The organism is Streptomyces sp. NPDC005004 (genome assembly GCF_053600675.1).
The window spans coordinates 22,013-44,363 of the sequence record NZ_JBSGAH010000024.1; the positions used below are offsets into that span (position 1 = coordinate 22,013).

The window sequence follows — 22,351 nt, forward strand, 5'->3', positions numbered from 1 at the left end:
GTGGTGCCTGTGATGGCTCGTGTGATGGCCGCGACCGCGCGCGGTCGTGCGCCAGGGTCGCCGTCGGCGGCTTCGCCGCGTCGGATCGTTCGTCCATAGGCCGTGCATCGCCCGTCGCCCCCCTCACCATTCCGAAGTGTCCATCCCCGGCGCCGAACGGTCGGCGGCGCTGCCCCTGTCGGGACGATACACCAGTATCGTCACTCAGGGACATAGCTTCTCTACTCTCCGTGACGACCAGCGGCGATGCGGGCACGGACCGCGCCCGAAGGGTCGCGGAGGGTGCCCGGACCGGTCAACCGCCGGTGGTACCGGGGCCGGTGGTGAGGATCACGTTGCGCAGCGGCTCGTGGTTCACGAACCGGCTCAATTGGTCCACGAGCAGTCGCTCGGCACGCGGCGGGAACGCGGAGCTCATTCCGCCCACGTGCGGACTGATCAGCACACCAGGTGCCCGCCACAACGGGTGCCCCGGCGGCAGCGGTTCGGGATCGGTCACGTCGAGCGCGGCGGTGAGCCGTCCGCGCTCCAGCTCGGTGAGCAGGGCGTCGGTGTCGACGACGGGCCCGCGCGCGACGTTGACCAGCAGGGCGCCGTCCTTCATCCGGGCGAGGAAGTCGGCGTCGGCCAGGTGCCGGGTCTCCTCGGTCAGCGGCGTGGAGAGGATCACCACGTCGGCCTCGGGGAGCAGCGCGGGCAGTTCGGTGAGCGGGTGCACGAGGCCGCGCTCGGTGGTGCGCTGGGAGCGCGCGACGCGCAGCACGCGCGCCGGTTCGAACGGTACGAGCCGGTCCTCGATCGCTTCCCCGATGGCGCCGTACCCGACGACGAGCACGGTCCGGTCGGCCAGCGACGGCCTCGGCTCGGGCCGCCAGCGCTCCTCGTCCTGGGCCCGGACGAAGCCGGGGACACCGCGCAGCGCGGCCAGCGTGAGGGTGAGCGTCAGCTCGGCGGTGCTGGTCTCGTGCACCCCGCGCGCGTTGCAGAGGTGAACACCGGGGCCGGTCTCCGAGAGCGCCGGGATCATGTCGTCCACCCCGGCGGTGAGGGTCTGGATCAGGCGCAGCCGGGTCATCTCCTTCAGCGGGCGGTGCTTGACGGCCGCGCTGCGCAGATACGGCACGACGTACACCGCGCAGTCGGCCGGATCGCCGGGGAACTCCTGCTCGCCGTTCTCGCCCCCGTCCCAGAAGAGATAACGGAACCCCTCGGGGAGTCCCCGGATCTTCTCGGGCGGAATGGGCAGCCAGACGTCGTCGGTCATGTGCGGGAGGCTAATTCACCTCGCCGTGACGCGGGGCGTTTCGGGTGGTCGTGGGCGGGAGGGCGATTCCTGCGGGGCGGGCGGCAGAGGTTAGGTTGGGGCGCGAGGGCAAGGGAGGTTCGCGGGCAGGTGGAGCGCAGGACGATCGGCGCGGGGATCCTCGCCGCGGGGGCCGTCGGGCTCGGATGCATGCCGATGAGCTGGGCCTACACCGCTTCGCGGCGGCGGGGCGAGGAGTCGCTCCGCACCGTGCACCGGGCGCTGGACCTGGGCGTGGACTTCCTGGACACCGCGGACATGTACGGCCCGTTCACCAACGAGCTGCTGCTCGGGCGGGTGCTGAAGGAGCGGCGCGCGGACGCCTTCGTGGCGACCAAGGCGGGGCTGCTGGTGGGCGGCGACCGGCACATCGTGGCCAACGGCCGCCCCGGCTACGTGAAACGCGCCTGTGACGCCTCGCTGCGGCGCCTTCAGACCGACGTGATCGACCTCTACCAGTTGCACCGCGCCGATCCCGAGGTCCCCGTCGAGGAGACCTGGGGCGCGATGTCCGAGCTGGTACGGGCCGGCAAGGTGCGGGCGCTCGGTCTCTGCGCGGTGGGCCCGCGCGCCACCCGACGCTCCGGGGCCGGGCGCTACGACTCCACGCTGGACCAACTCCGGCGCGTGCAGCAGGTGTTCCCGGTGGCCTCGGTGCAGGCGGAGCTGTCGGTGTGGTCGCCGCAGGCGCTGCGTTCCCTGCTGCCGTGGTGCGAGGCACGGGGCGTGGCCTTCCTCGCCGCGATGCCGCTGGGCAGCGGCTTCCTGACCGGCACCCTGACCCCGGGCCAGGGCTTCGAACCGGACGACGCCCGCGCCCGCCATCCCCGCTTCACCGCCGACATGATGGCCGCCCACCAGCCCGTCGTGGCCGACCTGCGCCGGGTGGCCCGCCGCCACGGCCCCGACGTCACCCCGGCCCAGGTGGCCCTGGCCTGGGTCCTGTCGCGGGGGCGCCATGTGATCGCCCTGCCCGGCACGAAACACGCCCACTGGGCGGAGGAGAACGCGGGGGCGGCGGAGCTGCGGCTGACGGCGGAGGATGTGGCGGAGCTTTCGGGTGCGCCCGGCGTGCGGGGGGTGTGGGACTGACCCGCGGGGGCCTGGGGCAGGTCCAGGAGGGAATCCCGTACTCCGGACGGTGGGCTTCGGGAACGGGTGGGGCTACCCGGTACGTTTCCGTCTCGGACGGGTAGCTGTTCCACGGCCGGCGCTCCGAGAGGACCTTGATCGTGCGAAGCCGAATCCTGCCGGCGGTGCTGGCGACGACGACACTGTTGCTTGTGGCGGGCTGTTCCGGCGACGGTGGCGGGGCGGTCGACGGCGGGCGGAGCACCACGCCCGGCGGGGTGGCCACGGACACCGCGTCCCCGGCAGCTCCCGCCGCCAAGGGATCGGTGAAGGTGCTGCGGACGGTGGCCGACGGGCTGCACACCCCGTGGGGACTCGCGCCGCTGCCCGGCGGAGATCTGCTGGTGTCCTCCCGGGACGACGCCACGCTCACCCGGATCGACCCGAAGACCGGCATGAAGACCGAACTGGGCCGGATCTCCGGGGTCTCCCCCGACGGGGAGGGCGGTCTGCTGGGCATCGCCCTGTCCCCGGACTTCGCCTCGGACCACATGGTGTACGCCTACTTCACCTCGGCCTCCGACAACCGCATCGTCCGCGTGCGCTACGACGAGAACAAGCCGTCCGGCGAGCAACTGGGCGCCCCGGACACGGTGTTCAAGGGCATCCCCAAGGGCCGCATCCACAACGGCGGCCGCATCGCCTTCGGACCGGACGGGATGCTGTACGCGGGCACCGGCGAGAGCGGCAGCGGCGGCCTCGCCCAGGACCGCGCCTCACTCGGCGGCAAGATCCTCCGTCTCTCCCCGGAGGGCGATCCGGCACCCGGCAACCCCTTCCCGCACTCGCCCGTGTACTCCTACGGCCACCGCAATGTGCAGGGTCTCGCGTGGGACTCCCGGCAGCGGCTCTTCGCCTCGGAGTTCGGCCAGGACACCTGGGACGAGCTGAACGCGATCGCCCCGGGCGGGAACTACGGCTGGCCCGACGCCGAGGGCAGGTCCGACGACAAGCGGTTCACCAGCCCGCTCGCCCAGTGGCACACCGACCAGGCGTCCCCCAGCGGCATCGCCTATGTGAACGGCGTGATCTGGATGGCCGGGCTCAGGGGCGAGCGCCTGTGGCGTGTCCCGCTGCGCGGCACCGCCGCCTCGGCGCCGCCCCAGGCGTTCCTCGACGGCACGTACGGCCGCCTGCGCACGGTGGTCCCGGCCGGCGGCGACCGCCTCTGGCTGCTCACCAGCAACACCGACGGACGCGGGGACCCGAAGAAGGGCGACGACCGGCTCCTGGAGCTGCGTGTGAGCTGACGGCCACTCGGCAGGGCGACAGCGGATCTGTCCGTGAGCCGCCCCTCACCCCGCCACCAGCCGCTCCTCGCCCGGCGGGAACAGCTCCAGCCGGTGGGCCAGCGCCGCCGCCTCGCCCCGGCTCGACACCCCCAGCTTCGCGAGGATGTTGGAGACGTGCACGCTCGCCGTCTTCGGGGAGATGAACAGCTCCTCGGCTATCTGCCGGTTGGTGCGCCCGGCCGAGACCAGGCGGAGCACGTCCCGCTCCCGTTCGGTGAGGCCGAGGGCGGCGGCCGGGTCCGCGACGGCGAGGGCCTGCTTCGGAACGCGGGCCAGGGTGAGCCGGGCGCGGCGGACGAGCCGGGCGACCGCTTCGGCCAGCGGACGGGCACCCAGATGGCCGGCGACCGCCGCGCACAGCCGCAGCAGCTCCACCGCCCGGTCCCGCTCGTCCTCGCCGCCCTCCGCGAGCAGCGCCTCGGCCAGCCGGTACCGGACCCGGGCGAGGTCGTAGGGCCGGTCCAGGCACTCGAAGGCGCCGGCCACCGGCGACCAGACGGCGGCCGTCGCCCGGTCCTCGGCGCGCAGCAGCTCGGCGCGGGTCCACTCCTCGTACGCCCGCCAGAGCGGGATGCCGGTCGGCATGGTGCGCACGGTCTCACGGAGCAGGGCCAGGTGCGCGGCGCGGCCGGGCTCGGCTGCGGGCAGGGTGCGCAGGTCGGCCTCGGTCGTGGCGGCGGCCCGCAGCAGCGGCCAGGCGTCCCGGTGGGCGCCGGTGGGCACCCCGCGCTCCAGTGCCGTACGCAGTTCGGCGCGGGCGTCCTCGAACCGGCCCTCCGCGGCGGCGACCCCGAGGGCGACCCGGGCGACGGGCAGCCATTGCTGGGGCATCGGGTCCTGCGTGCCGTAGCGCTCGCGGGCGACGGCCAGGTGCCGGGACGCCGCCGCGCTGTCGCCCCGGGACAGCGCGAACCGGGCGAGGCTCAGCGCGCCGCCGCCCTGGGGCCGGGCACTGGTGCCGGTGCGCAGGGCACGCCCTGCCGCTTCGGCCGCCTCGGTCCAGTGGCCGAGGGCGTACAGCGTGTCGGCGAGGTTGCCCCACATCCACGCCTGCGGATCGCGCGGTCCGGAGCGGCGGGCGAACTCGAGTCCCTCGCGCAGCAGGGGTTCTGCCTCCCGCTGGCGCCCGAGGTTCAGCAGGACGGCGGGCAGGTTGATGTAGGCGCGGCGGGCCACCTCGGTCACGCCCTCCGCGAGCGCGTCCGCGCTGACCTGGCGCAGCTCGGCGAGCCCGGCTTCGATGCCGCCCGCGTCGATCATGAGGCTGCCCAGGGTGAGCCGGGCGTGCAGCTCGATCTCGCGGGCGCCGACCATGCGGGCGTACTCCACGGCCCGCTTGGCGGCGGCGAAGGCGTCCGGGCCCGGGTCGTGCAGCATGGACCAGCCGGCGACGAGAGTCAGCACCTCGGCGTGCATCTCGGAGGGCGGCAGACCGCGCACCAGGTCCTGGGCGGTGGCCAGTTCGCGCCGGCCGTCGCCCCGGGCCAGCGCCTGGACCAGTCGCGAGCGCTGCACCCAGAACCAGGCGGCGCGCAGGGGATCGGGTTCGTCCTCCAGGAGCCGCAGGGCGCGTTTGCAGATCTTCAGCGCGCGTTCGCGCTCACCGCCGAAGTTCCCCGCCACCACGGCCTCCGCGAGCAGGTCGACGTAGCGCAGCGGGGCGGCCGGACGGCCGGGTTCCCCGGGCGGGAGCGCGGGGGCCGGGTAGACGTCCACGCAGTCGAGGGGGCGCAGGGCGGCGCGGATCTCGTCGGGGGCGGTGTCCCACAGGGCCGTCGCCCGTTCCAGGAGGCGCAGTTGCTCGGTGTAGGCGTGCCTGCGGCGGGCGACGACGGCGGCGTCGAGGACGGCGGGCAGCGCCTTGGCCGGGTCGTGGGCGTGGTACCAGTACCCCGCCAGGCGCAGCAGGCGGGCGTCGGCCGGGACGAGTCCGGGATCGGCCTCCAGGGCTTCCGCGTAGCGGCGGTTGAGCCGGGAGCGTTCGCCGGGCAGCAGGTCGTCGGCGACGGCCTCGCGGACCAGGGAGTGGCGGAAGCGGTAGCCGTCGCCGTCCGGGTCGGGGATGAGGATGTGGGCGCCGACAGCGGCGCGCAGAGCCTCGATGAGATCGTCCTCGGCGAGCCGGGCGACGGCGGCGATGAGCCGGTGCTCCACCGTGGAGCCGCCCTCGGCGACGATCCGGACGACCCGCTGCGCGCTCTCGGGCAGCGCCTCGACGCGGACCAGGAGGAGATCGCGCAGGGAGTCGGTGAGTCCGGTGCCGCAGCCCTCGCAGCCCGCGACGGCCAGCTCCTCCACGAAGAAGGCGTTGCCGTCGGAGCGTTCGAAGATGGCGTCGACCTGGCGTGGGTCGGGTTCGGCGGCGAGGATGCCGGCGATCTGGCGGCCGACCTCCTCGCGGGTGAGGCGGGCGAGTTCGAGGCGGCGGACGGTGCGCAGCCGGTCCAGCTCGGCCAGCAGGGGGCGCATGGGGTGGCGGCGGTGGATGTCGTCGGAGCGGTAGGTGGCCAGGAGCAGGACACGGCCGGTGCGCAGGGTGCGGAAGAGGTAGGCGAGGAGATGGCGGGTGGCGGTGTCGGCCCAGTGCAGGTCCTCCAGGACCAGCACCACGGTGCGCTCGGCGGAGACCCGCTCCAGGAGCCGGGCGGTCAGCTCGAACAGCCGGGCCGTGCCCCGTTCGTCGGGCCGGTGTGCCGCCGCGCTCTCGCCCAACTCCGGCAGCAGTCGGGCCAGTTCCGCCTCCTGCCCGTTCGCCGCGTCGGCGAAGGGGTCGGGCAGCGCCGCGCGCAGGGTGCGCAGCGCGCCGGAGAAGGGGGCGAACGGCAGCCCGTCCGCGCCGATCTCCACGCAGCCGCCCCGCGCGACGACCGCCCCCCGGGCGGCCGCGAGGGCGCCGAACTCCTCGGTGAGACGGGTCTTGCCGACCCCCGCCTCACCGCCGAGCAGCAGCGCCTGCGGCTCTCCCTGGGCGGCGCGGGCGAGCGCGTCTCTCAAGGTGTCCAACTCGTCGGCGCGGCCGACGAACACGGGACTGACGGACCTGGTTTCCACGTGCCCGAGCATCGCACGGGGCGGGGAGGTGACGGCGGGAGTTTTCCACAGGGCTGGTGTGATCGTCGTACCACCACCCGTCTTCGACGCCGAGACGGAGCTCACCGACGCGTTCCTCACGCCGCGCGCGTGAACCGGCGCCGCTCCGGACCTCCCGAGCACCCCGGACCACCCGAGCGCCCGGGACCGCCGGTATGCGACTCGGCCTCCGTACCGTCCTGGCGGGCGCCCGCGCCGCGCCCCCCGGCTCGCCGCGTCTCACGGGCCGTGCGCACCGCCTCGCGGACCAGCCGGTCCCGTTCGGCCGTGCGGCGCAGCTCGGCCGAGCGCAGCCGGTGGTAGTCGTCGTAAGCGAACATGGCATGTCCTCCTGGGATTGCGGTTCGGGTCGCTCGCTTCTCGCGAGGACTCCACCCTCCGCTCCCAGGGGGCGGCCCGGCATCGGGCGACTTCCGCATCTTGGCGGGGCCGACCCCGCCCCGGGCACGCATAAGGGGGCCTCAGAGACTCGCCGGAGGCCCTGAGGACACTCCGGGGACTCTCTGAGGCCCCCTGAGGATGAGCCGGGTCAGCTCGCCGAGGGCAGGCCGAGCAGGGCGTCGGAGTACTTCAGCACCGCGAGCAGCAGGCCGATGACGCCGAGCGAGACACCCGCCCAGGCCACCGACTTGATCCAGGGGGCCTGCGGCCGGCCGGGCGCTCCGAAGGCGGGCCGGACCAGGACGACCACGCCGGTGACCAGCGCGGCGATCGCGAACAGACCGGCCCACAGCGCGGTGGCGTGCCAGGCGTCGCCGTAGACCGCCTTGATCTGCTGGGAGACGCCCGCGGTGGACGAGGTCTTGAGCTGGCCGATGAGCTGCGCGCGGGCCGAGGCCAGCGTGCCGATCCAGCCGCCGTTGAGCGAGACCAGGCCGAGGGCGGCGGAGACCACGGCGGCGGCGCCCTGCCCGACGCCGGACTTCTCACGGGGCGCGGAGTCGTCGTCCTCGGCGAAGGTCTCCTCGCGCTCCTCGTGCTCCTCGGCCGACGGCTCGGTCCGCCCGGTGCCGGCCTCGGGGGCCTCCTTCTCGGGGGCCTCGGCCACCGGTACCTCCTGCGGTGCCCGCTCGTCGTCGGTCTTGGTGACGTCTGTCTTCGTAGCCATGCCCGGCACCGTACGGACGGAGTCTGAGAGTCGTCTTAACGATCGCTGTGCGCCGCGCTCGCGCGTGCCGCACGCCACTCCGGGGCGAGCACCGCCCAGATCTCGGTGTCCTGCCGGACACCCCGATGGGGGAAGTTCTCGCGCAGCACGCCCTCGCGGGTCATGCCCAGGCGCCGGGCCACGTTGACGCTCGGCTGGTTCGCGGGTGCGACCTGCCACTCGACGCGGTGCATCCCGCGCTCGTCGAACGCCCAGTCGAGGAGCACCCGCATCCCGCGCGTGACGAGCCCGCGCCCGGCCGCCTGCGGCACCAGCCAGCAACCGGCCTCGCAGGTGCCCGTCTCCGTGTCCCAGATGCGGAAGAGCAGGCCGCCGACCAGCTTGCCGTCCAGCCATATGCCGTGCAGGCTGCCGCTGTCGGTGGCGCGCTTGTCGGCGTACCGCTTCAGATAGGCGCGGGCGCCGTCCAGGTCGGGAACCGCGTCCGGCAGGCCGACGTACCGACCGATGAAGTCCCGCGCGCCGTCGATGGCGGCGAACATGGCCTCCGCGTGCCAGACCTCCATGGGCCTCAGTTCGGCGCCGTCGTCACCGAGGGATGTCGCGTACATCTGCTCCGCTTCCTTCCGCAGTCCCCGGCGTTCCTCCGGCCCGGGCCGCGACGAGCTTTTCACACCGCCCGTTCACACCCCCGCCGAACCGGCCCGTCCCCTGCCGAACCGGACGCCTCAGTCGAACTGGTCGCCGAGCGCCATGATCATCGTCCCGGCCACCAGGAGCCACAGCGCGCGGCGGGTACGGCCCCGGGAGCCGAGGAAGCCCGCGAGGGCGCACACGGCGGCACCGAGGCCGTAGGCGGCGGGCACCAGCGCGGGCTCGCCCCCGCTCAGCCGGAACAGCGCGGCCCCGACACCGGCGGCGCAGAGCACGGCACCGGTGAGGACGGAGGCCCAGCGGGCGCGCCGGGCGTCGTCGTACTCGTCGTCCGGGCCGTCGCCATCCCGGTCGGCGTCGTCGGCGTCGTCCGCACCGGCCGCGTCACCCGCGCCGTCCCCCTCGAAGCCCGCGGCGTCCGCACCCGCCGTCTCCTCGTCTCCGTCCCCCGTGCCCTGCGCGAGGTCGTCCCGTTCGGCGGTGACGGGTGCGGTGCCGGAATCGGTACGTCCACTCATGCCGCGCGAGCGTAGCGCCTCGCCCGGATCAATCCGGGTGCGGGGCTGCCCGTAAGGGTGCTGTCGCTGGTCGTTCGTGACCGGAAATCCACAGAGCTCCGACGAACTCGCCCGTCGCGGAGGCGGGCGTCCCCAGCCGGGTTCCGCCCGTGCACGCCGAGGCGCACGAGCTGCCCTTGTCGAGACCGGGCCGCCGGATCGGCGTCGTCGTCCCGTCCCTGCGCGGAGCTGAAGGACACCGAGCCGCCCCGTCACTCGCCGCCGCCCACGGGGAGTCCGGGTACTGGGGCTTCCCCTCCCCCGCTTCGTGGCGCCGGAACTGGACCCGCACCGGTGCCTCGCGCGACGGCGTGGATCTGCTCAGCGCCGACGAGGACGAGCTGCCGGGCTTCGCCGGATCATGGGGCGGCGCATGTGGAAGCGCCCCCCGGGTACACAAGAGCGTGGCCCCGCGGGACACGAAGTCCTGCGGGGCCACGACCGGTTGTGTGCGGGGCTCAGCCCTCGCTCACGCCCAGCCTCTCCAGGATCAGCTCCTTGACGCGGGCCGCGTCGGCCTGGCCACGGGTGGCCTTCATGACCGCGCCGACCAGCGCGCCGGCCGCCGCCACCTTGCCACCGCGGATCTTGTCCGCGATGCCCGGGTTCCCGGCGATGGCCTCGTCCACGGCCGTACCGAGCGCGGAGTCGTCGGAGACGACCTTCAGACCGCGCTTGTCGACGACCTCGTCCGGGGTGCCCTCGCCCGCGAGGACGCCCTCGATGACCTGGCGGGCCAGCTTGTCGTTCAGATCACCGGCGTTGACCAGCGCGGTCACCCGCGCGACCTGCTCCGGGGTGATCGCCAGCTCGTCCAGGGACGTGCCCGACTCGTTGGCGCTGCGCGCCAGCTCGCCCATCCACCACTTGCGCGCGGAGGCCGCGTCGGCACCGGCGTCGATGGTGGCGACGATCAGGTCCAGCGCACCGGCGTTGGTGATCGACTGCATGTCGGTGGCCGAGATGCCCCACTCCGCAAGCAGGCGGGTGCGGCGCGCCAGCGGCAGCTCGGGCAGCGCGGCGCGGATCTCCTCGACCCACTCGCGCGAGGGCGCCACCGGGACGAGGTCGGGCTCCGGGAAGTACCGGTAGTCCTCGGCCTCCTCCTTCACGCGGCCCGAGGTCGTGGACCCCGTGTCCTCGTGGAAGTGGCGGGTCTCCTGGACGATCGTGCCACCGGCGTTGAGCACGGCCGCGTGGCGCATGATCTCGAACCGGGCCGCACGCTCGACCGAGCGCAGCGAGTTGACGTTCTTCGTCTCGGAGCGCGTGCCGAACTTGTCGGCGCCCTTGGGCATCAGCGACAGGTTGACGTCGCAGCGCATCTGGCCCATCTCCATGCGGGCCTCGGACACGCCGAGGGCACGGATGACCTCACGCAGCTCGCGGACGTAGGCGCGCGCGACCTCGGGGGCCCGCTCGCCCGCGCCCACGATGGGCTTGGTGACGATCTCGATGAGCGGGATGCCCGCGCGGTTGTAGTCGAGCAGGGAGTGGGACGCGCCGTGGATACGGCCGGTGGCGCCGCCGACGTGCGTCGACTTGCCGGTGTCCTCCTCCATGTGGGCGCGCTCGATCTCCACGCGGAAGGTCTCGCCGTCCTCCAACTGCACGTCGAGGTAACCGTCGAAGGCGATCGGCTCGTCGTACTGGGAGGTCTGGAAGTTCTTCGGCATGTCCGGATAGAAGTAGTTCTTCCGGGCGAAGCGGCACCACTCGGCGATCGAGCAGTTCAGCGCGAGGCCGATCTTGATGGCGGACTCGACGCCGGTCGCGTTGACGACCGGGAGCGCGCCGGGCAGGCCGAGGCACACGGGGCACGTCTGCGAGTTGGGGTCGGCCCCCAGCTCGGTCGAACACCCGCAGAACATCTTGGTGTTGGTGCCGAGTTCGACATGGACCTCAAGGCCCATGACGGGGTCGTACGACGCCAGAGCGTCCTCGTACGACACCAGGTCGGTCGTGGTGGTCACGGTGAAAACTTCCCTCTCAGCCCAGCAGGACGTCGTCGTCGCCCAGCCGCTTCAGCTCGCGGTAGAGGATGGCGAGTCCGGTGACGATGGCGACGGCGGACACGGCGGCGTCGATCAGGCGCAGCGTGTCCTGCTCGGCGCGGGCCTTCCTGATCTGCTTGGCGACACCGACCGCGCTGAACGCGGTCCCCGCCATGGACAGGTACGTGCCGGACCTCGACTGCTTGAAGCCCTTGGCCTTGTTCAGTGCACTCACAGCGACGGTGCCTCCTCGATGAGCGGGTGCCCCCACCTTTCCACGAAGGCGGCCTCGACGGCGGCGCCGACCTTGTACAGCCTGTCGTCCTTCATCGCCGGGGCGATGATCTGCAGGCCCACCGGGAGGTTGTCCTCCGGGGCGAGACCGCAGGGCAGCGACATGGCCGCGTTGCCCGCGAGGTTCGTCGGGATGGTGCACAGGTCCGCGAGGTACATCGCCATCGGGTCGTCGGCGCGCTCGCCGATCGCGAAGGCGGTGGTCGGGGTCGTCGGGGAGACGATCACGTCGACCTGCTCGAAGGCCTTCTCGAAGTCCCGCGTGATGAGGGTGCGGACCTTCTGCGCGGAGCCGTAGTAGGCGTCGTAGTAGCCGCTGGAGAGGGCGTACGTGCCGAGCATGATGCGGCGCTTGACCTCGTCGCCGAAGCCCGCCTCACGGGTGAGGGAGGTGACCTCCTCGGCGGAGTGGGTGCCGTCGTCGCCGACGCGGCGGCCGTAGCGCAGGCCGTCGAAGCGGGCGAGGTTGGAGGAGCACTCGGACGGCGCGATCAGGTAGTACGCCGACAGCGCGAGGTCGAAGGACGGGCAGTCCAGCTCGACGATCTCGGCGCCCAGCTCCTTGAGCAGCTCGACGGACTCGTCGAAGCGCTGGAGGACACCGGCCTGGTAGCCCTCGCCGCGGAACTGCTTGACGACGCCGACCCGCATCCCTGCGACCGAGCCGTTGCGCGCGGCCTCGACGACCGGCGGGACCGGCGCGTCGACGGAGGTGGAGTCCAGCGGGTCGTGACCGGCGATGACCTCGTGCAGCAGGGCCGCGTCCAGGACCGTACGGGCACAGGGGCCGCCCTGGTCGAGGGAGGAGGAGAAGGCCACCATGCCGTAGCGGGAGACCGAGCCGTACGTCGGCTTGACGCCGACGGTGCCGGTGACGGCGGCCGGCTGGCGGATGGAGCCGCCGGTGTCGGTGCCGATGGCGAGCGGGGCCTCGAAGGAGGCGAGCGCGGCGGAGGAGCCGCCGCCGGAGCCGCCGGGGATCTTGGTGAGGTCCCAGGGGTTGCCGGTCGGGCCGTAGGCGCTGTTCTCGGTGGAGGACCCCATGGCGAACTCGTCCATGTTGGTCTTGCCGAGGATGACGACGTCGGCGTCCTTGAGACGCTTGGTCAGCGTCGCGTCGTACGGCGGGATCCAGCCCTCGAGGATCTTGGAGCCGACGGTGGTCGGCACGCCCTCGGTGGTGAAGATGTCCTTGAGCGCGAGCGGGACGCCGGCCAGCGGGCCGAGCTTCTCGCCGCGGGCGCGCTTCTCGTCCACGGCGCGGGCCTGGGCGAGCGCGCCCTCGCGGTCGACGTGCAGGAAGGCGTGCACCTTCTCGTCGACGGCGTCGATGCGGGCCAGGTGGGCCTCGGTGACCTCGACGGCCGTGATCTCGCCGGAGGCGATCTTCTCGGCGATCTCGGCGGCCGTGAGCTTGATGATGTCGGTCATGACTTCTTAGTCCTCCCCCAGGATCTGCGGCACCTTGAAACGCTGCTGCTCCTGGGCGGGGGCGCCGGAGAGCGCCTGCTCGGGGGTGAGCGAGGGACGGACCTCGTCCGCGCGCATGACGTTCGTCAGCGGGAGCGGGTGCGAGGTCGGCGGTACGTCTTGGTCGGCGACCTCGCTGACGCGGGCGACCGCGCCGATGATGTCGTCGAGCTGGCCCGCGAAGTGGTCGAGCTCTTCGGGCTTCAGCTCCAGACGCGCCAGCCGGGCGAGGTGGGCGACCTCCTCGCGCGTGATGCCAGGCATTCAGCGATCCTCTGGGGTGAGTGTGTGTGCTTTGGCCCAATCCTATGGGGCGGGCCCGGGTACCCGTGAAACGGTTTCCCTGGGCCGCGCCCCACGGCTCCACACACCCCCCGCTCAGCGGCGCCGGTCCTCCCACACCTCGCTCCGCAGGAAGTGGTTGTCGTACCGCTCCTGCACCTCCAGCAGGCTCTCCGGGGTCAGCTCGCCGAGGCGGACGCGCTGGAGGTGACGGAAGTACTCGAAGCGCTCCACTCCGGGGGTGATGACGATCAGGAGATCGGCCCCGGAGCCGGGGACGGCGGCGAAGGCATGGGGGCGGTCCGGCGGGACGATGATCAGATCACCACGCTCGGCGGTCACGACCTCGTCCCCGGAGAGGACCTCGGCGACGCCGTCCAGCAGATAGAACATCTCGGCGGAGCGGTGGTGAACGTGCGGACGGGCTCCGTCGGCCCCTTCCGCGAGGGTGACGCGCACGGTGGACAGCGCGCCCCCGCTGGCGCTGCTGTCGGCCAGCAGCCTGATCCCTGCGGGATCACCGCCCACCACTTCGGCGTCGGCGTCCCGGACGAGCACGGTGTCGTCGAACTTCGGCACGAACAGCGACATGGGTTCCCCCTGTGACGATGGTGACGATCAGACGGCGAAGAGCAGGGCGGCACTGATCAGGACGACCACGGCGGTGGCGAAGTGGATCCCGAAGGCGACGGCCCTCGTACCCCCGTTGCGCAGGACGATCAGCGTGTCGCCGAGCGGGACGAGGGCGACGCAGAGCATGAACCAGGCCTCGGCACTCGCCCCGGCGAAGAAGAGCAGCGCGAGACCGACCAGGCCGAAGGTGCCGTCCCTCAGCCCTTTGACCGAGAGATAGGCCCCCGCGTCGCCCTCGGGCCGGGCGGGGACGCCGTAGCCGGCGGCGGCGGAGGCGGGCTGGAACAGGAAGCGGTAGCCGAGGAACACGCAGAACAGGTCGAGCACGACGGCCAGGGTGTACGCGGTGACGAGCATGTCTTCTCCCCCTGATTTCTAGCAACGCTAGCAGTAATAGCGAAGCTAACAGAGCGGGAGCAGAAATACTAGCGCTGCTAGAATCCGAACCATGTCGATCCAGACGCGCCGGGAGCGCGAACGAGCGGAGCGCGAGCGGCTGATCGTCACCGCCGCACGGGAACTGGCCGAGGCCGAGGGCTGGGACGCGGTCACCACCCGCCGCCTGGCCGCCGAGATCGAGTACAGCCAGCCGGTCCTCTACAGCCACTTCAAGGGCAAGGACGCGATCATGGCCGCGGTCGCGGTCGAGGGCTGTGTGGAACTGGCGGCGGAGCTGCGAGCCGCCCGCACGAAGGCGGCGGGCCCGAAGGATGCGCTGGCGGCCGTGGGCCAGGCGTACACCGACTTCGCCCACCGCAGGCCCGCCCTCTACGACGCGATCTTCACCCACCCGGTGGACCTGCCGTTCGCCACTCCGGAAGCCCCGGCGCCGCTCCAGGAGGCGTTCGGTGAACTGTTCCAGGCGGTGGAACCGACGGCGGGGAAGAACGAGGACCGGGGCCTCCTCACGGAGACCTACTGGGCAGCCCTGCACGGCCTGGTCACGCTGATGCGCAGCGGCCGCCTGCCCGAGGAGGCACAGGCAACGCGGCTGAACCTGTTGATCAACCACTTCACGAAGAACTGAACAGGGAGCAGGGCAACTCCCCAAGGGGCGCGGGGCTGCGCCGACATGCGGCTGCCGTCGCGTGAGCGCGACCAGCCCCGACGGACCGGCACCCGCCAACGGCGAGAACGCCCCCTACTCCCCGGCCGGAAGCGCCGCAGGCGACCGCCACCCCCGAGACCCCCGAGCCCGCAGCCAGGCGGTGGTTTCCTCCGGAGGCATGGCGGCCGCGACCAGCCACCCCTGCACCGCGTCGCACCCCAGATCCCGCAACCGCTCCCAGGTCTCGTCGTCCTCCACGCCCTCGGCGACGACCACGAGCCCGAGCGAGTGCGCCAGGTCCACCGTGCACCGCACGATCTCCGCGTCCTCGGCGTCCACCGCGAGCCGCGCCACGAAGGACCGGTCGATCTTGAGTTCGCTGACGGGCAGCCGTCGCAGATGGACGAGCGACGAGTACCCGGTGCCGAAGTCGTCGAGCGACATCTTCACCCCGTGGCCCGTGAGCGCGGCGAGCGTGTCGGCGGCCCGGGTCGGGTCCTCCAGCAGCACGTGCTCGGTGATCTCCAGTTGGAGCGCTCCCGCGGGGACGCCGTGCCGGGCGAGCCGGGCGGCGACCGACCCGGCGAACCCGGGCGAGTGGACGTCGCGCGGCGAGACGTTGACGGCGACCGGCACTCGCAGCCCCTGCTCGCGCCAGCGGGCGACCTGGCCGAGCGCGGTCTCCAGGACGTACTCGGTGAGCAGCGGCATCAGCCCGGAGGTCTCGGCGATGGCGATGAACTCGTCCGGCGGAACCTTTCCGCGCTCCGGGTGCACCCAGCGCACCAGTGCCTCCAGACCGGCGACCTGTCCGTCGAAGCGGACCTTGGGCTGGTAGTGCAACTGCACTTCGTGGGCGTCCAGGGCGCGGCGCAGATCGCCGAGGAGGGCGAGCCGGTCGGGGGTGTTGGAGTCCCGCTTGGACTCGTACGCCTCGACGCCGGAGCGGTCCCGCTTCGCCTGGTACATCGCCACGTCGGCGCGGCGCAGCATCCCCTCGGCGTCCAGGGCGTGGTCGGGGAAGAGGGCGACACCCGCGCTGGCCTCCAGGACGAGAGTGAGGCCGTCGAGGTCGAGCGGGGAGCTGAGCGTGGTGACCAGGCCGCGGGCGATCCGGGTGGCCGAGGTGGTGGAGTCGGCCACGGGCAGCAGGACGGCGAACTCGTCCCCGCCGAGCCGCGCGGCCTCCGCCCCGCGCGGCAGGGCGTGCCGCAGCCGTTCGGCGATCTGCAGCAGTAACCGGTCCCCGGCGAGATGACCGAGGGTGTCGTTGACGGACCGGAACCGGTCGAGGTCGATCAGGAGGAGCGCGGAGCGCGCCCCGATGCGTTCGGCGTCGTCCAGCGCGGTCCAGATGCGCTCCAGCAGCCACTGCCGGTTGGGCAGTCCGGTCAGCGGGTCGCGCAACTGCTCCTCGGCGCGCGCACGGGCCATCCACAGCGCGGAGTCCAGCGCGATCAGCGGGACGGCGAACAGCGGCAGCAGCACCGGCTGGGCGTCCGCGACCACGCACACCAGCGGGGCGATGCCGAGCAGGGCCACCGCGACCAGCCCCTGTCTGACCAGGGCGCTGCGGGCGATGGTCGGGAGCCCACGCCCGCGCGGGGCGCGCAGGTACCAGAGCAGACCGCGACCGACGACGAGATAGGCGGCGGCCGCGAGGACGGTCTCGGGGACGGTGCCGATGCCCCAGCCGCCCATCCCCCAGGGGCGTTCGACGGTGGGCACCCGGCCGAACGCGCCGAGCACCAGGGCGCCCGCCCCGATGCCGAGGATGTCCACCGCGCCGTGCAGCAGGCCCTGGCGCGGTCGCTGTCGCCGGGCGACGCCGACCAGGACGACGACGGTGAGGCTGACCAGGGCCGCGGGTATCCAGCCGTAGAGCAGCAGGACGGCGAGGGTGAGGGCGGCGCCGGAGCCGGTGCCGCCCCACCAGCGGGCGCGGCCCAGCATGACGAGGTGTCCGACGATGACGCCGGTGAGCAGGGCGAGCGCCCAGCCTGCCGTGCCGCTCGGGAAGAGGGCGTGGCCCTCGGCGAAGGCGGCGGCGAGACCGCCGGTGAGCGTCAGCGCGGCGGCGGCGACCACGAGTGCGGGCAGCGACCGCAGTCGCCTCAGCCAGGAGGGGGCCGGTGTGCCGAGGGGCGCCGGGAGTGCGGGAGTTCGGGTCTGGACGGCGAGGGGTGCCGGGGTGCGGGGACCGGTGCGGTCGCCGCTCTGTCCCGTCCACCGGTTCCCCCGCCACGCGCCCGGACGGCGGCGCGGCCGCCGTGAGTCCGGGGCAACGCTCTCGGTCGGTTCCATTCCCGTCCCTCTCACAGCCGGCGGTGCCCACGCCACGCGGCTCGATGGCCGTCGGCCATCGGCGGCCCGGCGGTGTACAGCCCTCCCCCGGGCCGGCCGACGGCCTCGGAGATGCCCCGGCCGCGGCTGGGCACGGCGGGCGCACACCTCAACAGTAGGCCGCCAAGGGCTTCCTCGGGCAGCGGTCGTGGACGGTTGCCCGAATGCGGCCGGGCCACCCGTATGCATCTGATATGCGTCGATCGGGTGGCCTTCAACCGCTACTCCTCGGTCGCCAGGGCGACTTCGGCCGCCGCGTCGGGGCCGCTGTCCAGCAGGACGGTGAAGCCGTCCTCGTCCAGGACGGGCACCTTGAGCTGCATCGCCTTGTCGTACTTGGAGCCGGGGTTGTCGCCGACGACCACGAACGAGGTCTTCTTGGACACCGATCCGGTCACCTTCGCGCCCCGGGTCTGGAGGGCCTCCTTGGCGCCGTCGCGGGTGAAGTTCTCCAGGGTGCCGGTGACGACGACGGTGAGTCCTTCGAGCGGGCGCGGGCCCTCCTCCTCTCCGCCGGCCTCCTCTTCGAGCGGGACTCCGGCCGCCTTCCACTTGCGCACGATCTCGCGGTGCCAGTCCTCGGCGAACCACTCCTTGAGCGCGGCGGCGATGATGGGGCCGACGCCGTCGGTGGCGGCCAGCTCCTCCTCCGTGGCCGCCTCGATGCGGTCGATGGAACGGAACTCGCGGGCGAGCGCCTGTGCGGCGACGGGGCCGACGTGACGGATCGACAGGCCGTTGATGAAGCGGGCGAGCGGACGCTGCTTGGCCGCCTCGATGTGCTCCAGGAGCGAGAGGGTGTTCTTCTTCGGCTCGCCCTTCTGGTTGGCGAAGACGGTGACGACCTTCTCCTCGCCGGTCTTCGGGTCGCGCTTGGGCAGCCCGCTGTCGGGGTCGAGGACGTACGCCTTGATGGGGAGCAGCTTCTCCACCGTCAGGTCGAACAGGTCGCCCTCGTCCACCAGCGGCGGCTCGGCGGGCTCGAGAGGCCGGGTGAGGGCTGCGGCGGCGACGCCCCCGAAGTGCTCGATGTCCAGGCACTCGCGCCCCGCGAGATAGGCCACGCGCTCTCTCAACTGGGCCGGGCAGGTGCGCGCGTTGGGGCAGCGGAGGTCGATGTCGCCCTCCTTCATGGCGCGCAGCGGGGTGCCGCACTCGGGGCAGTTCGCCGGCATCACGAACTCCCGTTCGCTGCCGTCGCGCAGGTCGACCACCGGGCCGAGGATCTCGGGGATGACGTCACCGGCCTTGCGCAGCACCACGGTGTCGCCGATGAGCACGCCCTTGGCCTTGACGACCTCCTGGTTGTGCAGGGTGGCGAACTCGACCTCGCTGCCCGCGACCTTGACCGGCTCGACCTGGGCGTAGGGGGTGACGCGTCCGGTGCGGCCCACGCCGACCTTGATGTCGACCAGCTTGGTGTTGACCTCCTCCGGCGCGTACTTGTACGCGATGGCCCAGCGTGGGGCGCGCGCGGTGGAGCCGAGGCGGCCCTGGAGGCGGATCTCGTCGAGCTTGACGACGACGCCGTCGATCTCGTGCTCCACCGAGTGGCGGTTCTCGCCGTAGTACGCGATGAACTCCCGTACGCCGTCGAGGTCGTCGACCACGCGGTTGTGCGAGGAGGTGGGCAGGCCCCAGGTCTTGAGCAGGTCGTACGCCTCGGACAGCCGGGTCAGTCCGCTGAACCCCTCCAGGGCGCCGATGCCGTGGACGACCATGTGCAGCGGGCGGGTGGCGGTGACGCGCGGGTCCTTCTGGCGCAGCGAACCGGCCGCCGCGTTGCGCGGGTTGGCGAAGGGCTTGTCCCCGGCGGCGACCAGACGTTCGTTGAGTTCCAGGAAGCGGTTCATCGGGAAGTAGACCTCGCCGCGGATCTCCACGAGGTCGGGCACCTTGTCGCCGTGCAGGCGGTCGGGGATGTCGGCGATGGTGCGGACGTTGGGCGTGATGTCCTCGCCGGTGCGGCCGTCGCCCCGGGTGGCGGCGCGGGTGAGGCGGCCGTGCTCGTAGGTGAGGTTGACGGCGAGTCCGTCGACCTTCAGCTCGCACAGGAAGTGGTAGTCCTGGTCGCCCAGTTCGCGCCGGACGCGGTCGGCCCAGGTGGCCAGCTCCTCGTCGTCGAAGGCGTTGTCGAGGGAGAGCATCCGCTCGCGGTGGGCGACCGCGGTGAACTCGGTCTCGTAGGACCCGGCGACCTTCTGGGTGGGCGAGTCCGGGGTGCGCAGCTCCGGGTACTCCTCCTCCAGGGCCTCCAGGGTCTTCAGGAGCTTGTCGAACTCCGCGTCGCTGACGACGGGAGCGTCCTTCACGTAGTACCGGAAGCGGTGCTCCTCGACCTGCTCCGCGAGCCGCCCGTGCCGCTCGCGCGCCTCGGCGGGCACCGTTGTCGTCACCGCTTGCTTGTCGCCGGCCACCGTGTTGTCCTCCCGTTACTCAGGGTTGTCCGCGAGGGATCTCGCCGCCCGGACGCAGTGGGCGAGCGCGGTGCGGGCATAGGCGGGGGAAGCACCCGCCAGACCGCACGTGGGCGTGACCGTGACCGCCTCCGCGAGCAGCCCCGGACGCAGCCCCAGCCTGCGCCACAGCGTCCTGACACCCATGACGCTACCGGCAGGGTCTGACAACGCGGCGTCCGTGCCGGGCACGACACCGGCGAACAGCCGGGTGCCCGCCTCGACGGCCTCGCCGATCGCGTCGTCGTCACGCTCGGTGAGAAGGGCGAAGTCGAAGGAGACGGCGTCCACGCCCGCGCGGCGCAGCAGCGCGAAGGGCACGTCGGGGGCGCAGGAGTGGACGAGGGTGGGGGCGCCCGCGTTCGCGCCGAGCACGTCGCGCAGGGCGGACTCCACGACCTGCCGGTCGGCGGCGCGGTGGGTGCGGTAGCCGCTGGCGGTACGGATCTGCCCGCGCAGCACGGCCGTCAGGGAGGGCTCGTCGAGCTGGAGGACGACGCGGGCGCCCGGGATGCGGCGGCGCACGTCGGCGAGGTGGAGGCGCAGTCCCTCGGTGAGGGAGGCGGTGAGGTCGCGGCAGGCGCCGGGGTCGGAGAGCACGGCCTCGCCGTTGCGCAGTTCCAGGGCGGCGGCCAGCGTCCAGGGGCCGACCGCCTGCACCTTGACGTCGCCCTCGTAGCCCTGGGTGAACTCCTCCAGGGCGTCGAGGTCCTCGCGCAGCCAGGCATGCGCGCGCCGGGTGTCGCGCCCGGGGTGGTCCGACAGGCGCCAGCCGCTGGGCTCCACGCGCGCGTACAGCTCGACGAGCATCCCGGCGGTGCGGCCGATCATGTCGGCGCCGGGGCCGCGCGCGGGCAGTTCGGCCAGGTACGGGAAGTCCTCCAGGCTGCCGGTGACCGTCTTGGCGGCCTCGCGCGCGTCCCCGCCGGGCATCGAACCGACGCCGGTGGCGGCCGGGAAGGTGAACTCAGCTCTCTCACTCACCCCGGCAGGGTATGCCGTACGGCGCCGGCGTCGCAGGTCAGCGGCCGGGACGGACCGTCAGGTCGTTGATCTCGGCGTCCCTGGGCAGATCCAGGGCGAGCAGGACGGTGTCGGCGACCGACTCGGGGTCGATGAACTTCCCCGGGTCGTACTCCTTGCCCTCCTGCTGGTGCACCTTGGCCTGCATGGGGCTGGCGGTGCGGCCGGGGTAGACGGAGGTGACCCGCACGCCGTTGCCGTGCTCCTCCTGGCGCAGGGAGTCCGCGAGGGCCTTCAGACCGTGCTTGGAGGCGGCGTACGCCGACCAGTTGGCGTGGGCGTTCAGGCCCGCGCCGGAGTTGACGAAGAGGACCTGGCCGCGGGCGGCGCGCAGCTGGGGCAGGAAGTGCCGGGTCAGCTCGGCGGGGGCGATCAGGTTGACGTTGAGCTGGTGGCGCCAGGACTTGGGTGTGAGGTCCCCGACCTCACCGAGGTCCACTACGCCGGCGATGTGCAGCAGCGAGTCGACGCGCTCCGGCAGGCTCTGGTGGGAGAAGGCCCAGGACAGCTTGTCGGGGTCGGCGAGGTCGCCGACCAGGGTGCGGGCGCCGGGGAACTCGGCGGCGAGCTCCTTGGCGCGGCCCGCGTCGCGCGCGTGCAGGACGAGCTCGTCCCCGCGCGCGTGCAGACGGCGGGCGACGGCGGCGCCGATGCCGGAACCGGCGCCGGTGATCACATGAGTAGCCATGTCCGCCATGCTCGCATCAGCGGGCCGTGAGGGACTCCTCCAGGTGGGTCAGCGCGGCGGCGGGCTCGGCGGCGAAGTGGACCAGCTCGGAGAGCGGGCGGGGCAGGAAGCCCTCCTCCTCCATGCGCTGGAACTGCTGCTGGAGGCCGTCGTAGAAGCCCGCCGTGTTGAGCAGGACGACCGGCTTGTCGGTGTGGCCGTGCTTCTTCAGCTCCAGGATCTCGGTGGCCTCGTCCAGGGTGCCGGTGCCGCCGACCATGATGACCACGGCGTCGGCCTTGTCCAGGAGCAGCTTCTTGCGCTCGGCCAGGGTGCTCGCGACCACCATCTCGTCGGCACCGGGCCGGGCCACCGCCGAGAGGAACTCCACGGAGACGCCCACGAGCCTGCCTCCGGCCTCCTGCACACCGTCCGCGACGACCTTCATCAGACCGGAGTCGGAGCCGCCCCAGACGAGGGTGTGGCCGCCCTTTCCGATCAGCTTCCCGAACTCCCGGGCGGGGCGGGTGTAGCGCTCGTCGAGGTCGGCGGCGGAGAGGAAGACACAGATATTCATGCCGCCAACGGTACGCGGGAACATAGGCGGCGCCGCCGGTGCTCTTCCGGTATGGCCGATGGACACACGATCACGATCGAAAAGGGCGAGCAGCATGTGCGCGTCGTACACGACGGCCAGGTGCTCGCGGAGACCGACCGACCGCTGGTGTTGCGCGAGACGGGCTGTCCGCCGCGCTACTACCTCCCCGCCGAGGACGTCCGCCTGGACCTGCTGAGGCCCTCGGGGACCCACACCGTCTGTCCGTTCAAGGGCACCGCCTCCTACTGGTCGCTGCCGGACGCGCCCGACCTGGTGTGGGCGTATCCCGATCCGAAGCCGGAGGTGGCGGAGATCCGGGACCACTACTGCTTCTACGCGCCCGAAGTGTCGTGACCTCGGGTGTCGCCGCCGTGTCGTGACGGATGAGTACGGCGCGGTACGGCAGTC

At 72.6% G+C, this 22,351-nt stretch carries 21 protein-coding genes; 4 read left to right on the forward strand and 17 right to left on the reverse strand.

What is annotated here, in order from left to right:
- Window positions 1-295: 295 nt before the first annotated feature.
- Window positions 296-1,264 carry a 2-hydroxyacid dehydrogenase gene (locus ACWEEU_RS26940; protein WP_451735556.1) on the reverse strand — a complete coding sequence of 323 codons (969 nt, stop codon included), beginning with the start codon at window positions 1,262-1,264 and terminating at the stop codon, window positions 296-298.
- A gap of 129 nt (window positions 1,265-1,393) precedes the next feature.
- Between ACWEEU_RS26940 and ACWEEU_RS26945 the strand changes: the two genes are divergently transcribed.
- Both ACWEEU_RS26945 and ACWEEU_RS26950 read left to right on the forward strand, forming a co-directional pair.
- A complete protein-coding gene (locus tag ACWEEU_RS26945; RefSeq protein ID WP_385744498.1) occupies window positions 1,394-2,395 on the forward strand; it encodes an aldo/keto reductase in 1,002 nt (333 codons plus the stop codon).
- A 155-nt stretch (window positions 2,396-2,550) separates the two neighbouring features.
- On the forward strand, window positions 2,551-3,684 hold the full coding sequence (locus ACWEEU_RS26950) for a PQQ-dependent sugar dehydrogenase (protein ID WP_451735648.1): 1,134 nt from the start codon (window positions 2,551-2,553) through the stop codon (window positions 3,682-3,684).
- Between the two features lie 45 nt (window positions 3,685-3,729).
- Here ACWEEU_RS26950 and ACWEEU_RS26955 read toward each other — a convergent pair whose 3' ends face one another.
- The 11 genes from ACWEEU_RS26955 to ACWEEU_RS27005 form a co-directional block, all read right to left on the reverse strand.
- Complete coding sequence (locus ACWEEU_RS26955) at window positions 3,730-6,789, reverse strand: helix-turn-helix transcriptional regulator (protein ID WP_451735651.1); 3,060 nt, start codon at window positions 6,787-6,789, stop codon at window positions 3,730-3,732.
- Window positions 6,790-6,893: 104 nt separating this feature from the next.
- A complete protein-coding gene (locus ACWEEU_RS26960; RefSeq protein ID WP_451735559.1) occupies window positions 6,894-7,136 on the reverse strand; it encodes a hypothetical protein in 243 nt (80 codons plus the stop codon).
- 209 nt (window positions 7,137-7,345) lie between these two features.
- Complete coding sequence (locus ACWEEU_RS26965; RefSeq protein WP_385744494.1) at window positions 7,346-7,924, reverse strand: hypothetical protein; 579 nt, start codon at window positions 7,922-7,924, stop codon at window positions 7,346-7,348.
- Window positions 7,925-7,959: 35 nt separating this feature from the next.
- Window positions 7,960-8,535 carry a GNAT family N-acetyltransferase gene (locus ACWEEU_RS26970; RefSeq protein ID WP_451735562.1) on the reverse strand — a complete coding sequence of 192 codons (576 nt, stop codon included), beginning with the start codon at window positions 8,533-8,535 and terminating at the stop codon, window positions 7,960-7,962.
- 117 nt (window positions 8,536-8,652) lie between these two features.
- Window positions 8,653-9,096: a hypothetical protein gene (locus ACWEEU_RS26975; protein ID WP_451735565.1), complete on the reverse strand. Its 444-nt coding sequence runs from the start codon at window positions 9,094-9,096 to the stop codon at window positions 8,653-8,655.
- Window positions 9,097-9,593: 497 nt separating this feature from the next.
- Window positions 9,594-11,108: an Asp-tRNA(Asn)/Glu-tRNA(Gln) amidotransferase subunit GatB gene (gatB, locus tag ACWEEU_RS26980; protein ID WP_385744489.1), complete on the reverse strand. Its 1,515-nt coding sequence runs from the start codon at window positions 11,106-11,108 to the stop codon at window positions 9,594-9,596.
- 16 nt (window positions 11,109-11,124) lie between these two features.
- Complete coding sequence (locus ACWEEU_RS26985) at window positions 11,125-11,364, reverse strand: hypothetical protein (protein ID WP_385744487.1); 240 nt, start codon at window positions 11,362-11,364, stop codon at window positions 11,125-11,127.
- Window positions 11,361-12,854: an Asp-tRNA(Asn)/Glu-tRNA(Gln) amidotransferase subunit GatA gene (gene gatA, locus ACWEEU_RS26990; protein WP_385744485.1), complete on the reverse strand. Its 1,494-nt coding sequence runs from the start codon at window positions 12,852-12,854 to the stop codon at window positions 11,361-11,363. Before gatA ends, ACWEEU_RS26985 begins: the two co-directional genes overlap by 4 nt.
- Window positions 12,855-12,860: 6 nt before the next feature.
- Window positions 12,861-13,157: an Asp-tRNA(Asn)/Glu-tRNA(Gln) amidotransferase subunit GatC gene (gene gatC, locus ACWEEU_RS26995; RefSeq protein ID WP_018531282.1), complete on the reverse strand. Its 297-nt coding sequence runs from the start codon at window positions 13,155-13,157 to the stop codon at window positions 12,861-12,863.
- Between the two features lie 114 nt (window positions 13,158-13,271).
- On the reverse strand, window positions 13,272-13,766 hold the full coding sequence (locus tag ACWEEU_RS27000; protein ID WP_451735569.1) for a cupin domain-containing protein: 495 nt from the start codon (window positions 13,764-13,766) through the stop codon (window positions 13,272-13,274).
- 27 nt (window positions 13,767-13,793) lie between these two features.
- On the reverse strand, window positions 13,794-14,165 hold the full coding sequence (locus ACWEEU_RS27005) for a DUF4267 domain-containing protein (protein WP_385744481.1): 372 nt from the start codon (window positions 14,163-14,165) through the stop codon (window positions 13,794-13,796).
- A gap of 91 nt (window positions 14,166-14,256) precedes the next feature.
- Between ACWEEU_RS27005 and ACWEEU_RS27010 the strand changes: the two genes are divergently transcribed.
- Complete coding sequence (locus tag ACWEEU_RS27010; RefSeq protein WP_385744479.1) at window positions 14,257-14,835, forward strand: TetR/AcrR family transcriptional regulator; 579 nt, start codon at window positions 14,257-14,259, stop codon at window positions 14,833-14,835.
- Window positions 14,836-14,949: 114 nt separating this feature from the next.
- Here ACWEEU_RS27010 and ACWEEU_RS27015 read toward each other — a convergent pair whose 3' ends face one another.
- From ACWEEU_RS27015 to ACWEEU_RS27035, 5 genes are all read right to left on the reverse strand, one after another.
- Complete coding sequence (locus ACWEEU_RS27015; RefSeq protein WP_451735573.1) at window positions 14,950-17,160, reverse strand: putative bifunctional diguanylate cyclase/phosphodiesterase; 2,211 nt, start codon at window positions 17,158-17,160, stop codon at window positions 14,950-14,952.
- A gap of 260 nt (window positions 17,161-17,420) precedes the next feature.
- Window positions 17,421-19,616 (reverse strand): NAD-dependent DNA ligase LigA, encoded by a 2,196-nt coding sequence (gene ligA / locus ACWEEU_RS27020; RefSeq protein ID WP_451735576.1) that lies wholly within the window; start codon window positions 19,614-19,616, stop codon window positions 17,421-17,423.
- Between the two features lie 15 nt (window positions 19,617-19,631).
- Window positions 19,632-20,639, reverse strand: a complete 1,008-nt coding sequence (locus tag ACWEEU_RS27025; protein WP_385744474.1) for a methionine synthase — start codon at window positions 20,637-20,639, stop codon at window positions 19,632-19,634.
- 37 nt (window positions 20,640-20,676) lie between these two features.
- Window positions 20,677-21,375 (reverse strand): SDR family oxidoreductase, encoded by a 699-nt coding sequence (locus ACWEEU_RS27030; protein WP_451735579.1) that lies wholly within the window; start codon window positions 21,373-21,375, stop codon window positions 20,677-20,679.
- A 7-nt stretch (window positions 21,376-21,382) separates the two neighbouring features.
- Window positions 21,383-21,922, reverse strand: a complete 540-nt coding sequence (locus ACWEEU_RS27035; protein ID WP_385744470.1) for an LOG family protein — start codon at window positions 21,920-21,922, stop codon at window positions 21,383-21,385.
- 51 nt (window positions 21,923-21,973) lie between these two features.
- Between ACWEEU_RS27035 and ACWEEU_RS27040 the strand changes: the two genes are divergently transcribed.
- Complete coding sequence (locus ACWEEU_RS27040) at window positions 21,974-22,297, forward strand: DUF427 domain-containing protein (RefSeq protein ID WP_451735582.1); 324 nt, start codon at window positions 21,974-21,976, stop codon at window positions 22,295-22,297.
- Window positions 22,298-22,351 lie beyond the last annotated feature (54 nt).